The organism is Xanthomonas cassavae CFBP 4642 (assembly GCF_000454545.1).
Lineage (GTDB): Bacteria > Pseudomonadota > Gammaproteobacteria > Xanthomonadales > Xanthomonadaceae > Xanthomonas > Xanthomonas cassavae.
This window is the reverse complement of the sequence record NZ_CM002139.1, coordinates 643,048-656,714: the sequence shown is the minus strand read 5'-3', so window position 1 is coordinate 656,714 and position 13,667 is coordinate 643,048. Positions and strand designations below refer to the sequence as shown.

10 protein-coding genes, 1 other RNA gene and 1 pseudogene are annotated in these 13,667 nt (G+C 66.3%); 8 read left to right on the top strand and 4 right to left on the bottom strand.

Annotated elements, in window-relative coordinates:
• The first annotated feature begins 2 nt into the window (after positions 1-2).
• Both XCSCFBP4642_RS0102850 and XCSCFBP4642_RS26340 read left to right on the top strand, forming a co-directional pair.
• A complete protein-coding gene (locus XCSCFBP4642_RS0102850) occupies positions 3-476 on the top strand; it encodes a YehS family protein (RefSeq protein WP_029218452.1) in 474 nt (157 codons plus the stop codon).
• Between the two features lie 520 nt (positions 477-996).
• A non-coding RNA gene (locus XCSCFBP4642_RS26340) (sX9 sRNA) lies at positions 997-1,071 on the top strand.
• A gap of 316 nt (positions 1,072-1,387) precedes the next feature.
• Here the strand turns inward: XCSCFBP4642_RS26340 and XCSCFBP4642_RS0102845 are convergent.
• Positions 1,388-3,505 (bottom strand): methyl-accepting chemotaxis protein, encoded by a 2,118-nt coding sequence (locus XCSCFBP4642_RS0102845; protein WP_029218451.1) that lies wholly within the window; start codon positions 3,503-3,505, stop codon positions 1,388-1,390.
• 182 nt (positions 3,506-3,687) lie between these two features.
• Here XCSCFBP4642_RS0102845 and hrpB point away from each other — a divergent pair, with 182 nt between their 5' ends.
• Entirely contained in the window at positions 3,688-6,189 is a 2,502-nt protein-coding gene (gene hrpB / locus XCSCFBP4642_RS0102840) for an ATP-dependent helicase HrpB (protein ID WP_029218450.1), read from the top strand.
• 218 nt (positions 6,190-6,407) lie between these two features.
• Positions 6,408-6,839, top strand: coding sequence for a hypothetical protein (locus XCSCFBP4642_RS0102835; protein ID WP_029218449.1), 432 nt, complete (start codon positions 6,408-6,410; stop codon positions 6,837-6,839).
• A 217-nt stretch (positions 6,840-7,056) separates the two neighbouring features.
• On the opposite strand, the gene XCSCFBP4642_RS0102830 is transcribed toward XCSCFBP4642_RS0102835, so the two are convergent.
• Together XCSCFBP4642_RS0102830 and XCSCFBP4642_RS0102820 are read right to left on the bottom strand one after the other, a co-directional pair.
• Complete coding sequence (locus tag XCSCFBP4642_RS0102830; RefSeq protein ID WP_029218448.1) at positions 7,057-7,632, bottom strand: pseudouridine synthase; 576 nt, start codon at positions 7,630-7,632, stop codon at positions 7,057-7,059.
• Positions 7,633-8,016: 384 nt separating this feature from the next.
• Positions 8,017-8,871, bottom strand: a complete 855-nt coding sequence (locus XCSCFBP4642_RS0102820; RefSeq protein ID WP_029218447.1) for a class I SAM-dependent methyltransferase — start codon at positions 8,869-8,871, stop codon at positions 8,017-8,019.
• A gap of 232 nt (positions 8,872-9,103) precedes the next feature.
• Here XCSCFBP4642_RS0102820 and XCSCFBP4642_RS0102815 point away from each other — a divergent pair, with 232 nt between their 5' ends.
• From XCSCFBP4642_RS0102815 to XCSCFBP4642_RS23910, 4 genes and pseudogenes are all read left to right on the top strand, one after another.
• A complete protein-coding gene (locus XCSCFBP4642_RS0102815) occupies positions 9,104-10,081 on the top strand; it encodes an aldo/keto reductase (protein WP_029218446.1) in 978 nt (325 codons plus the stop codon).
• A gap of 93 nt (positions 10,082-10,174) precedes the next feature.
• Entirely contained in the window at positions 10,175-11,203 is a 1,029-nt protein-coding gene (locus XCSCFBP4642_RS0102810; protein WP_029218445.1) for an NADP-dependent oxidoreductase, read from the top strand.
• Positions 11,204-11,278: 75 nt separating this feature from the next.
• Positions 11,279-12,082: a 2,5-didehydrogluconate reductase DkgB gene (gene dkgB / locus XCSCFBP4642_RS0102805; protein WP_029218444.1), complete on the top strand. Its 804-nt coding sequence runs from the start codon at positions 11,279-11,281 to the stop codon at positions 12,080-12,082.
• 146 nt (positions 12,083-12,228) lie between these two features.
• A pseudogene (locus tag XCSCFBP4642_RS23910) lies at positions 12,229-12,497 on the top strand (hypothetical protein).
• Positions 12,498-12,823: 326 nt separating this feature from the next.
• On the opposite strand, the gene XCSCFBP4642_RS0102795 reads toward XCSCFBP4642_RS23910, so the two are convergent.
• Positions 12,824-13,240: a hypothetical protein gene (locus XCSCFBP4642_RS0102795; RefSeq protein WP_029218443.1), complete on the bottom strand. Its 417-nt coding sequence runs from the start codon at positions 13,238-13,240 to the stop codon at positions 12,824-12,826.
• Between the last annotated feature and the right edge of the window lie 427 nt (positions 13,241-13,667).

The following is a 13,667-nucleotide window of genomic DNA, read 5'->3' as shown; positions in this document are numbered from 1 at the left end:
TCATGATCCACAACGATGTACTGCGCAGCATCCGCTACATGCTCGACCTTAGCGACGACAAGGTGGTGGAGATCACCCACCTGGCCGACCCCGAGTTCGCGCTCGACAAGCCGCAGGTACAGGCCTGGCTGAAAAAGGAAGACGAGCCCGGTTTCGAGCCCTGCACCGATGCGATGCTGGCGCGCTTCCTCGACGGCCTGGTGCTGCGTTTCCGCGGCCGCGACGAGAGCCAGCCGCCACGCCCGCTGGAAACCCGCGTCGGCAACAACCTGGTGCTGAAGAAGCTGCGCGTGGCCTTCGAACTGAAGGACGTGGACATGCACGCCCTCTTCGCCAGCGCCGGCTTCCCGCTGTCCAAGCCGGAACTGTCGGCGCTGTTCCGCCAGCCCGGCCACAAGAACTTCCGCCCCTGCGGCGACCAGCTGCTGCGCGCCTTCCTCAAGGGCCTGACCTCGCGGATGCGCGAAGCGGGCTGAGATGTGCGTATGGAGATTGGCCTGACTCGGCGGGTCTGACGGCACTGCGGTGTGGTGTCCTCGTTCTTCAATACACCACCAGCCAATTATCTGGTGCGGTGTTCTCGCCGATTACGGGCTCGATGGCGGCATGGAGACCGCCATCGAGCCGCCACGGATGGGTTTACGGCGTGTCGCCCAGGCGGTGAGGGCACTGCGTCCTCGCCGCTGCGCGTTTGCTGCAGGGCCCTTGCCCGCCCACCATCGCAGGACACGCTGCAAGTATGTCCATGTAAGCTCTCTGGCGGCATCCATGCCGCCAAAGGCCCGCGACGGTGCGCGGGCAAGGACCAATGGAGAGTGTCGGTGTGCGGGTGGCAAGCACTGCATGACGTGCTTCTGATTAGCCAGCCATCGTGTCGTTTTGCGACCCGCACCCGCAAGGACACCCAACCTGCGAACCGCTCAGCTTTTTACTAAGAGCGGCTAATAAAACTACTGCGCAGCCGTCAGACGGGCGCGGTCGGTGCTCGGAATCCTCATTACCGCTCGTACACTCCGGTTCCTGCGCGCCGCCCACACCCACCTGACGACTGCTCGCTACGTTCTGTTAGCCGCTCTAAGGAAACTCTGAACAACTCCCCCTGATCCTGCGACAATCGCACAGAGGCACCAGGACGATGACGATGCAACTGACCTTCGGCGACGCGGAGTACAACAGCAAGCGCAANCCGAAAACGGCAAAAAACCGGGGGGTTGAGCGCCCTCAGCGCGGCGGATGTGGCGTGTTTCGTTTTCCGGCTGCGTTGATCAGACCATCCCTAAAGCGACCGGCCAACATTCTGGTGCGTTGCCCTCGACCAACCAGGCGTTGGACCTGGCTGTTGGCTGCATCTACAGGCATGGCGGGCAGCGTTACTCGTGGTCCTGCGTCATGCCGCAGCTGCCAAGCGCGGTTTGCGTGCATCCAGACGGAACACCGACACCGCTTCGCTCAGCTCCACCGCCTGTTCTTCCATCGCACGCGCGGCGGCGGAGGCTTCTTCCACGAGCGCGGCATTGCGTTGAGTGGTCTCGTCCATGTCGTTGACGGTGCGTGCCACCTGTTCGATGCCGGCCGACTGCTCGCGCGACGCGGCGGAGATCTCCGCGATCAGCGTAGTGACCTGCTGCACCGACTGCACGATGTCCTGCATCGTGCGCCCGGCCTGATCCACGCGTGCGCTGCCGCGCGCCACGCTATCCACCGACGCATCGATCAACTGCTTGACCTCCTTGGCAGCGCCGGCCGAACGCTGCGCCAGCGCGCGCACTTCGGAGGCCACCACGGCAAAGCCGCGGCCCTGTTCGCCAGCGCGCGCGGCTTCCACCGCCGCATTCAGCGCCAGGATATTGGTCTGGAACGCGATGCCGTCGATGACGCTGATGATCTCGGCGATCTTCCTGGACGAGCCTTCGATCTCGCCCATGGTGTCGACCACGCTGGCCACCATTTCACCGCCGCGGCTGGCGATCTCCGCCGCCGCCTGCGCGCCGCGGCTGGCCTGCTGCGCGGTCTCGGCGTTCTGCCGCACGGTGGAGGTCAGCTCTTCCATCGAGGCGGCGGTTTCTTCCAGGTTCGCGGCCTGCTGTTCGGTGCGCTGGGCCAGGTCGTTGTTGCCGGCGGCGATCTCCGCCGAGGCGGTGCGGATGGTCTGCGCCGCCAGCGTGATATCGCCCACGATATCGGTCAGGCGCTGCACGGTGGCGTTGGCATCGTCGCGCATCCGCGCAAACACGCCCTGCTGGTTGCCGTGCATGCGCGCGGTCAGGTCGCCATCGGCAATCGCCTTGAGCAACTGCGACAGGTCGGCCAGATTGCGGTCCACGTTCTGCATCAAGCCATTGAGGCCGTCGACCATGCCGCGGAATTCGAACTGATACGCGTCGGCATTGCCGCGGGTGGCAAAATCGCCAGCGGCGGCGGCATCCACCAGGCCACGGATTTCGCCATTGATCGCGGCCAGATTGCGCTTGGTGGTGTCCATGGCCTCGGTGATCTGGGCCTTTTCGCCGGGCAGGCGCGGCATGTCCACCGACATGTCGCCCACCGCGTAATGCTGCATCACCTGCAGCATGGTGCCGATCAGGCCGACCTGCGCACCGATCAGGCTGTTGGTGTCGTCCACCATGCGGCCGTAGGCACCAGGAAATGCCTGTGCATCCATGCGGTAGCTCATCTGCCCGGCGTCATGGCGCTGGGCCATGTCCGCCTGCGCGCTCGACACATCGGACAGCGTGGTGACCACCTGCCCCATTGCCTGCCCAAGCAGGCCGATCTCGTCGCGCGTGTCCACCGCCGCACGCGCCGACAGGTCGCCGGCCGCCACCAGGCGGGCCGCCTGTGCAACGGTTTCGATCGGACGCACGATCGAGCGGCGTATCCACCACCCCAGCACCACGACAAGGCACAGCGCTGCGGCGATGGTGGCAACGGCCGAATACACCAGCTTGCGCTGCGCCGACTGCGAACCGGCCAGCACCGCCGCATCGGCCAGCATCTTGCTGCGCTGGACCAGCGCTTCAAGCGTGTGGCTGGGCGCGCGGTCCTGACCTTTGACCAGTTGGTCGCCCACCTGGGTGTCGTAACCGGCGGCGGCGAACTTGCCCAGCGCCGCTTCGTAATTGGCCTGCAGGCCCAGGTGCGCGGTGGCGAAGTCCTGCGCCAGCACGCGAACCTGAGGGTCCTGCGCCGCCTTGGTCAGCGCCTCGGTGCTGGCCTGCACTTTCTGGCCCTGCTCGCGGAAGGCTGTCAGATGCTTGTCCAGCTGCGCCGGGTCGCGCCCGCGGATCAGCACATTCTTCCACTCCTGCACCTGCAGGCGGAAATTGCGGGTGATCTCTTCGCTGCTGGAGGCTTGCGCGACCTCTGGCGGCACCTTGCCCGACAGGCTCAGCCAGGCCGTTCCCAGGCCGCCGAGCGCGCACAGCAGGATGACAGCGAGGCCCAACGCAAGCGCGCCCAGCAGTTTGCTCTGCAGGCTGACGAACTTCGGCACGGAGGCAGACATGGTGAATCCGGTAACAGGGGTTATAGGAGTTATCGACGGCCCACCCGGGCCTGAAGCTTCAGCATGGCGTGCAGGTCCGCATTTCCGACAGGCCAGCTGCCGCCCCTTCCGTATTCCCCGACAACCTTCACCGCCGGGCCTGACCATCGTGCCGGCGCCACACAGGCCGTATCCTGCCGCGCATGAATACCCCCGCATTTCCCATTTCCGGGTTGCTGCCGCAGCTATGCGACAGCCTTGCCGGCCATCCCCGGCTGGTGCTCGAAGCCCCGCCCGGCGCCGGCAAGACCACCCAGGTGCCGCTGGCGCTGCTGGAGGCACCGTGGCTGGCCGGGCGCAGCATCGTGATGCTGGAACCGCGCCGGGTGGCCGCGCGCAGCGCCGCGCTGTTCATGGCGCGCCAGCTGGGCGAGCCGGTCGGCGAGACGGTGGGCTACCGCATCCGCTTCGAGAACAAGACCTCCGCGCGCACCCGCATAGAGGTCGTCACCGAAGGCATCCTGACCCGGATGATCCAGGACGACCCCATGCTGGAGCGCGTGGGGGCGCTGCTGTTCGACGAATTCCACGAACGCCATCTGGCCGGCGACCTGGGCCTGGCGCTGGCGCTGGATGTGCAGGCGCAGGTGCGCGATGACCTGCGCATCGTGGCGATGTCGGCCACGCTGGATGGCGAGCGCCTGGCCGGCTTCCTGGACGCGCCACGGCTCAGCAGCGCCGGGCGCAGCTTTCCGGTGGAGATCGCGCATTTCCCGGCACGCCGCGACGAGGCCATGGAGCCGCAGACGCGCCGTGCGGTGGAACATGCGGTGGCCACCCATCCCGGCGATGTGCTGGTGTTCCTGCCCGGCCAGCGCGAGATCGCGCGGGTGCACGCCGCGCTGGACGATGTCCTGGATCCGGCCATCCAGGTGCTGCCCCTGCACGGCGAGCTCTCGGTGGAGGCGCAAAGCCAGGTGCTGCAGCCGGACCCGCAGGGCCGTCGCCGCGTGGTGCTGGCCACCAACGTCGCCGAGTCGTCGGTGACGCTGCCAGGCGTGCGCGTGGTGATCGACAGCGGCCAGGCACGCGAGCCGCACTACGATCCCAATAGCGGGTTCTCGCGGCTGGATGTGACCACCATCGCGCAGGCCTCGGCCGACCAGCGCGCCGGCCGTGCCGGCCGCGTGGCCAGCGGCTGGGCCTACCGGCTGTGGCCGCAATCGCAGCGGCTGGAACCGCAGCGGCGTGCCGAGATCACCCAGGTGGAGCTGGCCGGGCTGGCGCTGGAACTGGCCGCCTGGGGCAGCGATGCGCTGCGCTTTGTCGATGCGCCGCCTGCCGGCGCGCTGGCCGCCGCACGCGAACTGCTGCAACGGCTGGGCGCGCTCAGCGACAGCGGCGGCATCACCGCGCTGGGCCGCCGCATGCTGGCGCTGGGCACGCATCCGCGTCTGGCGGCGATGCTCGCGCAGGCCGACGAACCACCGCGCCTGGCCCTGGCCTGCGATCTGGCGGCCCTGCTGGAGGCGCGCGATCCGCTGCGCCAGGGCGGCGATGGCCTGGCCGCGCGCTGGCGTGCCCTGGCCGCGTTCCGCCAGGGCCGCAGCGCGCCCGATGCCAACCGCGGTGGCCTGGCCGCCATCGACAGCGCTGCCAAACAATGGCGACGCCGGCTGCGCTGCGACACCGCCCCGCCGGCCAGCGTGGAAGCGCATGCGCTGGGCGACCTGCTCTCACATGCCTTCCCCGACCGCATCGCCGCCCGCCACCCGGCCGACCCGCTGCGCTACCTGCTGGCCAACGGCCGCAGCGCGCGCCTGTTCGACCACAGCGACTTACGCGGCGAACCCTGGCTGGTGGCCAGCGAACTGCGTTACGAAGCCAGGGACGCATTGCTGCTGCGGGCCGCACCGGTGGACGAGGACTACCTGCGCCGCAGCCTGCCCGAGCGCTTCGTGCAGCAGGACGTGGTGCAGTGGGACGCCGACAAACGCGCCCTCATCGCGCGCCGGCAATCCAGCTTCGACCGCATCGTGCTCGACAGCCGCCCCGCAGGCCGTGTCGACCCGGCGCAGGCCGCCGGCGCACTGACCGAGGCGGTGCGCCAACTCGGCCTGGACGCCCTGCCCTGGACCGAAAACCTGCAGCAATGGCGCGCCCGCGTGCTGTCGCTGCGGGCATGGATGCCCGAGCTGGCGCTACCCGATCTCTCCGATGCGGCGCTGCTGGCCACGCTCGACAGCTGGCTGCGCCCGGCCTTCGACGGCAAGACCCGGCTCGACGCGCTGGATGAAGCCAGTCTGGGCGAAGCGCTCAAGGGTGCCTTGCCCTGGGAGCGCCGCCAGGCCATCGACCGCCATGCCCCCACCCGCATCCCGGTGCCGTCGGGCATGGAGCGGCAGATCCACTATGCGCTCGACCATGCGCAGCACCCACTGCCACCGGTGCTGGCGGTCAAGTTGCAGGAACTGTTCGGCCTGGCCGACACCCCGCGCATCGCCGACGGCCGCATCCCGCTGACGCTGCACCTGCTCTCGCCCGGCGGCCGCCCGCTGCAGGTGACCCAGGATCTGAAGAGTTTCTGGGCCACCACGTATCCGGATGTCAGGAAGGAGATGAAGGGGCGGTATCCGAGGCATCCGTGGCCGGATGATCCGTGGACAGCGGCTGCAACGCATAGAGCGAAACCGCGCGGCACTTAGCCCCTCTCCCCCGGGGCGAGAAGGCACGGCACACGCGCCGCACGCGGGGGTTGGGGCGCGGAGCGGGGGTTGGGGGTGAGCGGACGGGGCGAAGCAGTCGCAGCGGTGCGTAGCGTTCTTCCTAACCGCAAGCCAAACAGCGCCCGGTCCCGCTAACATCGTCTATACGCACCAGCCCACAGACTGCACCTCACGTACTCAGAAAGGAAACGCCTCCAATGAGCAAGCTGACTGTGATCACCGAACGCGCCCTGGAGCGTGCCCTGGAACTGGCAGGCAACGCTGGCGACCATCTGCGTCATGCCGCCTCCAACGCGGGCGACCAGGCCCGCCATGCGGGCAGCAGCCTGCGTCACTTCGGGCCCGGTGCCAGCGAATGGCTGAAGACCGGCGCGGCCCTGGGCGCAGTACGCACCGGCGGCAAGGTCGCCAGCAAGCTGGTCAAGCGCAACCCGGCGGTCACCGTGGCTGCCGCAGTCGCCGGCCTGGGCCTGATCGGCTACGCGGTCTATCGCAAGCGTCAGCGCGACCAGCAGACCCTCGGTGGCAACGTGCACCGTCTGGACCGCGAACACGCCAGCAACGCCAGTGCTCGTCGTGCGGCTTATCAGCGCCGTGCTGCGGTCACGCCGAGCGACGGCATCGAGTAAGCCATCGCCTGCGTCGGATCGACGCGGGGAGCGTTAGCGCCCAACGCCACGGCCACGCGCCGTGGCGTTGTCGTTTGTGGCAGGCAATCCGGTACGGCTGGTCGCTTCCCGCTGGCGCCAGGCGCTGCGTGTTGTCACTTCTGAAGACAGGGCCGACGCTGTGCGTTGCGGTGACGCGGATCGCAAGGCATCCGTCTCGCGAAGCAATAAGCCCGCGCTAGCGTTGGCGTGCGCGCGACGGCCGCCGGTGCGTTGTTGGGTCCGTTGCCCATTGGCCGGGTGCGAGCGTGCCCAGCGTCCAGTCACCGATCCCCACCCGCACCAGGCGCAGCGTGGGCAGGCCCACCGAGGCGGTCATCCGCCGCACCTGGCGGTTGCGGCCTTCGCTGATCCGCATTTCCAGCCACGCATCCGGCACGGTCTTGCGCACCCGCACGGGTGGATCACGCGGCCAGAGCACGGGCGCGGGATCAAGCAGGCACACCTTGGCCGGGCGAGTCGGGCCATCGTTGAGGACCACGCCATCGCGCAATGCCTGCAACTGTGCCTGCTGCGGGTCGCCTTCCACCTGTACCCAATAGGTCTTGGGCTGCTTGTGGCGCGGGTCGGTCAGCCGATGCGCCAGTGCGCCATCGTCGGTGAGCAACAACAGTCCTTCGCTATCGTGATCCAGACGGCCTGCCGCATAGACGTCGGCCGGCAGCCCGAATTCGGCCAGCGTGCGCTTGGGCGGGTGCGAGCGGTCGCTGAACTGCGATAGCACGCCATAGGGTTTGTTCAACAGCACCAACATGGAGATTCCGTTTCGAAAGCACCGCAGGCGGCGGTGAAGCACTCGCGTGTGGATCGATCGCCAGTTCCTGCACCGCCTGGCGCAGCCGCGACATACCCAGATGACTGGCTGCGAGTGCCGGCCCTGCAGCGTCCAAGCGCCCATGCGGGCGGCGCGGCGGCGCGCACGACGCTCAAGCAGATACCTGCACCCTGCCGAACGCCATCATCCCCTCATTACTATGCCCACCACGCCGCCATGGGCGGACGCTTGAGCGAAACGCGATGAACGTCCTCTGTTTTCGGTCGCTACCTCAGGGTCTACAGCGACAGCACAACGACCAAGACGCCACTGCGCCAAAACCTGCATGCCATCGCAACCTGCGCCGGCATGCAGGCTGGGCGATCACTGCTTGACGAACTTCAATGTCATGCGGTCGCTTTCGCCGATCGCCTTGTACTTGGCATCGTCGGCGGCATCGTGGCTGTTGCTCGGCGGCAGCGTCCACACGCCACCGGGATAATCCTTGGTGTCGCGCGGATTGGCGTTAAGCTCGCTCTTGCCGGCCAGCTTGAAGCCGGCCGCTTCGGCCATCGCAATCACCTGCGCCTGGCCCACGTAACCGCTCTTGTCATCGGCCGGCACATCGGCCTTGGCGCGATGCTCGACCACGCCCAGCACGCCGCCGGGCTTGAGCACCTTGTAGAAGCCGGCAAACATCGCCTCGGCAGTGCCGGCCATGCGCCAGTTATGCACATTGCGGAAGGTCAGTACCAGGTCGGCCGAGTTGTCCACGCCGAACGACGGCGACTTGGGTGCATACAACACGAACGCCGGCTTGCCATAGATGTCGGGCTTGGCCTGGAACTTCTTTTCCAGCTCGTCGCGGGCACGCTGAGCATAGTCGCGCGCGCGGCCTTCGGCAGCGGATGCCGGATCGACCACCGCTGCCACGTACTTGCCCTTCTCGCGCAGGTAAGGCGCCAGGATTTCCGAGTACCAGCCGCCGCCGGGGGTGATCTCGATAACGGTCTGGGTGGGCTTGATGCCGAATAACGCCAGGGTCTGACCGGGGTGGCGATACTGGTCGCGCTGCACGTACACGCGGTCGCGCCAGTTGCCGTTGATGGCGGCCTGCAGCGCGATATCCGGCGCCGGCAGGCTGGCGCTGTCGGCCGGCTTCATCGCCATCGCCACTGGCGCACTCATCGCCACCACGACACTCATCACACACGCACAGGCCAGCTTGTTGCGGATCATCGCAGCGCCCTCTTCCGGGTAAAAGTAGCGCGAGCCTAGCATGCGGCCCAGGGCCTGCCATGTGCCCGAATCGCAGCGCTCGTCACCCATGCTTGCTGCCGCAATCGCCGAGTTGTTCAAATCCTGTGAGCCGGCCGGTGCGATCGGCGGAACGCTGAATCCACATCGATGTCACACGCATCATCGGTACGCATGACTATCCTGTCGGCAGTTCGAATCAGGAGCATCCGTGATGACTCACCCCCGCGCACTGGGCCGCTCCGGCCTGCAGGTTCACCCCATCGTCTTGGGTGGCAATGTGTTCGGCTGGAGCGCCGATGAGGCGACCTCGTTCGCGTTGCTGGACGCCTTCGTCGATGCCGGCTTCAATCTGATCGACACTGCCGATGCCTACTCCGGTTGGGTGCCCGGCAACCGCGGTGGCGAGTCGGAAACCATCATCGGGCGCTGGCTCGCACGCAGCGGCAAGCGCGACAAGGTGCTGATCGCCACCAAGGTGGCCAAATGGAGCGAACACCCCGGGCTGTCGCCAGACAACATCGCCGCCGCCGTGGAGGATTCGCTGACGCGCCTGCAGACCGATGTGATCGATCTGTACCAGGCCCACGAGGACGACGAATCGATTCCGCTGGAAGCCACGCTGGCCGCATTCGGACGCCTGATCGAACAAGGCAAGGTGCGCGCGATCGGCGCATCCAATTACAGTGCCGCACGCCTGCGCGATGCGCTGGACATCTCCGAACAGTACACGCTGCCGCGCTACGAAAGCCTGCAGCCGGAATACAACCTCTACGACCGCGCCAGCTTTGAGGCCGAGCTGGAACCGCTGGTACGCGAACGCGAGCTGGGCGTGATCAGTTACTACTCGCTGGCCAGCGGCTTTCTGACCGGCAAGTACCGCAGCGCCGACGACGCCGGCAAGAGCAGTGCGCGCGGTGCGTCGGTGGTCAGGCAATACGTCAACCCGCGCGGCCTGCGCATCCTGCAGGCACTGGACGACCTGGCGGCCAGCCACCGCGCAACGCCGGCGCAGATCGCGCTGGCCTGGCTAATCGCACGCCCGGGGCTGACTGCACCGATCGTCAGCGCCACCAGCGTGGACCAGCTGCACGACGTGCTGGCGGCCGCGCAGCTGGCGCTCAGCGCCGAGCAGATCGCACAGCTGGACAGCGCCAGCGCGCCGGAACCGGAACCGGAACCGGCGGCATAACGCACCGCGTTATCACGTACTCCCTCGCGCAGTCGCCCCGCGGCTGTGCTCCCATGGCCGCGCTCGCGCGGCCCCGTTGCGAGGAACTCCCCCATGTCATCGATCACCAATCGCCGCGTCGTGCTGGCCTCGCGCCCGCAGGGCGAACCCGACGCAGACAACTTCCGCATCGAAGAGATCAGCCTGCCGCCCACCGGGCACGACCAGGTCCTGGTCCGCAACCGCTTTCTGTCGCTGGATCCGTACATGCGCGGGCGCATGGATGACGGCCCGTCCTACGCTGCACCGGTGGCCATCGATGCAGTGATGGAAGGCGGCACCATTGGCGAAGTCATTCAATCGCATCACGCCGAGTATCAGCCCGGCGATCTGCTGGTACTGCCGGGCGGCTGGCAGACCCATACGCTGCTTTCCCCCACCACACCGCTGCGCAAGCTGCCCAAGGACGACAGCCTTCCGTTGAGCACCGCGCTCGGCGTGTACGGCATGCCCGGCTTCACCGCGTATGCCGGCCTGCACGAGATCGGCAGGCCACAGGCCGGCGAAACGCTGGTGGTGGCCGCAGCCAGCGGGCCGGTCGGCGCAACGGTGACACAGCTGGCACGGCTGCAAGGCCTGCGCGTGGTGGCCATTGCCGGTGGCCAGGACAAGGTGCGTTATCTGCGCGAATCGCTGAAGGTGGATGTGGCGCTGGATCACCGCGCAAACGACTTCGCCGAGCAGCTGCGCGCGGCCACGCCTGACGGCATCGACATCTACTTCGAGAATGTCGGCGGCAAGGTGTTCGATGCGGTGCTGCCGCAACTCAACGACTTCGCACGCCTGCCGATCTGCGGCATGGTCGCCACCTACAACAGCCGTGGCCAGATACTGCCGGGCCCGGATCGCCTGCCGGAGTTCATGGGCCTGATCCTGCGCAAGCGCCTGACCGTGCGCGGCTTCATCCAGCACGATTTCATCCGCCTGATGCCGGCCTTCCTGCACGAGGTGGGCCAGTGGCTACGCGAGGGCAAGATCCAGCACCGCGAGCACGTGCTGCATGGCCTGGACAGCGCTCCGCAAGGCCTGATCGACGTATTGCGCGGCAAGAACTTCGGCAAGGCCGTCGTCGCTCTGGACTGATCGACCCCCACAACACTTCGCACACTGTCGCTTTTGCGATTCCCCTTCCCGATTCTCCATTCCCAAAGGAACACAATGACTGTCCCCGCATTCGGCCTCGGTACCTTTCGTCTCAAGGATCAGGTTGTCATCGACTCGGTGCGCAACGCACTGGAGCTGGGCTATCGCGCAGTCGATACAGCGCAGATTTACGACAACGAAGCGCAGGTTGGCGAAGCGATCGCAGCCGCCGACATCGCGCGCGATCAGCTGTATCTGACCACCAAGATCTGGGTGGACAAGTTCGGCGATGGCGCCTTGCTGCCCAGCCTGCACGAAAGCCTGCGCAAACTCGGCACCGAGTATGTCGATCTCACCTTGATCCATTGGCCTTCGCCAAAGGACCAGGTGCCCATGCGCGAGTATCTGGAAGCGCTGGCGCAGGCCAAGCAACAGGGCCTGACCCGCGCGATCGGTCTGTCCAACTTCACCATCGCCCTGACCAGGCAGGCGATCGAGATCCTGGGCGCGGACGCCATTGCCACCAACCAGATCGAGGTGCATCCCTATCTGCAAAATCGTGCCTTGACCGACTTCCTGCGCGAGCAAGGCATCCATGTCACCTCGTACATGACATTGGCGGTCGGCGAAGTGCTCAAGGATCCGGTGATCCAGGCGATCGCCCAACGTCACGCGGCGACCCCGGCCCAGGTCACGCTGGCCTGGGCACTGCAGCAGGGGTACTCGGTGATTCCCTCCTCGACCAAGCGCGAGAATCTGGAGAGCAACCTGAAGGCGCAGACGCTACAGCTGACCGAGCAGGATATGGGCGAGATTGCCGCACTCGACCGCGGGCACCGCCTGGCCAACCCGAAGGCGATTGCGCCCGACTGGGATTGAGGTTCTGGTTTCTGCCGCGCATCGGCATCGCCCGATGCATCGCAGCCAGCGCCGCGACGACCGCTCGTCGTCGTGCGCTGGTTGCAGGCGACAACCGCTGCTACGGTGGCCCAACAGGGGGTAGTCTCGGTCACGGAATTCTCCCTATGCACAGCGCATCCGTCTTGACCCGCCGCAGCGTCCATCTCGACGCTGAAATCGCCTATTGGCGCGACGTCTACGCGAGGGGCATCTGGACGGCTACGCATTCGCCGACTACGCCCGGCTGCTCACCCCCGGCTACGACATTTACCTGGCCTACCCACGGGCAACCGAAGCACAGCTCTACCGTGTGCTGCGGGACAGCTACTACCACTGTCTGCCGCTGCTGTCGGTGCCCTGGGATCAGGCGCGTTGGATCGTGCGGCATGCGTGACGGCATCTGGAAGATGCGGCGGTTCGGCATTGAACCGCCCGCAAAGCAGTCGCTGACCGATCAGCGTGGACCTCGCTTAGAACAGCGTTGCCATGCGGAAACGGTCATTGGTTCGAATAGGCAACAAGAACCTAAGGTGATGTACTTGCCGCTTGCTGTGGGCAAAGCAACCAGGCCCCGGCAAAGCGCATCAAGTCGCGGCGCAGGATTTGCGCCTGTATCGCGTGCTCAACTCACGTGGCGCTGAGTTGGATAGAAACGCCTCCACCACGTCACCGCGCTAGGGCCAGCAGTCGACACTGCGAGCAGCAGCAACCAAATATCGGCTAGTTCAACGGCCCGATCGCCATCGCCTGGCGGTCGATGCGGTGCTTTTCGGCTAGCGCCTGCATGCCTTGCAGGGTCGAGGCGATCAGGCTCGCGTAACGCAACCGCCACAGGGTGGCGCGGTCGTTGTCGTCGTGCGTGCTGCCCAGGCCGTCGAGCACTTGCGGCAAACGGCGGTCGGCAAGTGCCGACGCGGCCAGGTAGGGCTTAGCAGGAGCGATGACATCCACCGGCTCGCGCCAGTCATTGGCCACCTGCCGGTCGATGCCGGCCAGATGCGACAGCTGGTGCATGCCGATCAGCGTCTCGTGCAGCATCTCGCGGCATGCCCATTGCCACAGCGCCACCTTTTCCGATGGCTCCTGGGCAATCTCGGTAAGCGCCAGGTCTACCTTTTCGATGCGTGGGTCGAGCATTGCGTGGCTCCGATGCTGCCGTGCAACATAATTGGGTTCAGCCGACATACGTGTAAAAATAGCTCACAAGATCGGATTTCATCTATTGCATCAGTGAGTTAGCGGATATTTTGGCATGGCCGGCGCGCGGTTGCGCGTGGTAGTCTTGCGGCTCGTCGTCATTGCCCGTCCCTCTAAGTGGTAGTGATGGCAAGCCGGCAGATTGCCCGATCTGCCGGCTTTTTTTTATCGCTCGCGATCTGGTGTTGATCGCGGCGGCTGTTTGGTCTTTTCGCTCTTGGAGGGTTGGCAGGGATTCGTGTAAAACACAGCCAAAAGTGAGCTAACTTGTTGTCAGTAAAGGTTTCTTACACGAATCCCTGCCAACCCTCAGATAGTCCCCCCGACTGAGCCTCACTGAGGCAATAGCTCCATCAACCATGCGAGC

Coding starts and splice junctions, on each gene's coding strand:
- dkgB (WP_029218444.1), top strand. CDS start 11,279: ATGACTGTCCCCGCATTCGGCCTCGGTACCTTTCGTCTCAAGGATCAG.
- XCSCFBP4642_RS0102850 (WP_029218452.1), top strand. CDS start 3: ATGATCCACAACGATGTACTGCGCAGCATCCGCTACATGCTCGACCTT.
- hrpB (WP_029218450.1), top strand. CDS start 3,688: ATGAATACCCCCGCATTTCCCATTTCCGGGTTGCTGCCGCAGCTATGC.
- XCSCFBP4642_RS0102810 (WP_029218445.1), top strand. CDS start 10,175: ATGTCATCGATCACCAATCGCCGCGTCGTGCTGGCCTCGCGCCCGCAG.
- XCSCFBP4642_RS0102795 (WP_029218443.1), bottom strand. CDS start 13,240: ATGCTCGACCCACGCATCGAAAAGGTAGACCTGGCGCTTACCGAGATT.
- XCSCFBP4642_RS0102845 (WP_029218451.1), bottom strand. CDS start 3,505: ATGTCTGCCTCCGTGCCGAAGTTCGTCAGCCTGCAGAGCAAACTGCTG.
- XCSCFBP4642_RS0102830 (WP_029218448.1), bottom strand. CDS start 7,632: ATGTTGGTGCTGTTGAACAAACCCTATGGCGTGCTATCGCAGTTCAGC.
- XCSCFBP4642_RS0102820 (WP_029218447.1), bottom strand. CDS start 8,871: ATGATCCGCAACAAGCTGGCCTGTGCGTGTGTGATGAGTGTCGTGGTG.
- XCSCFBP4642_RS0102815 (WP_029218446.1), top strand. CDS start 9,104: ATGACTCACCCCCGCGCACTGGGCCGCTCCGGCCTGCAGGTTCACCCC.
- XCSCFBP4642_RS0102835 (WP_029218449.1), top strand. CDS start 6,408: ATGAGCAAGCTGACTGTGATCACCGAACGCGCCCTGGAGCGTGCCCTG.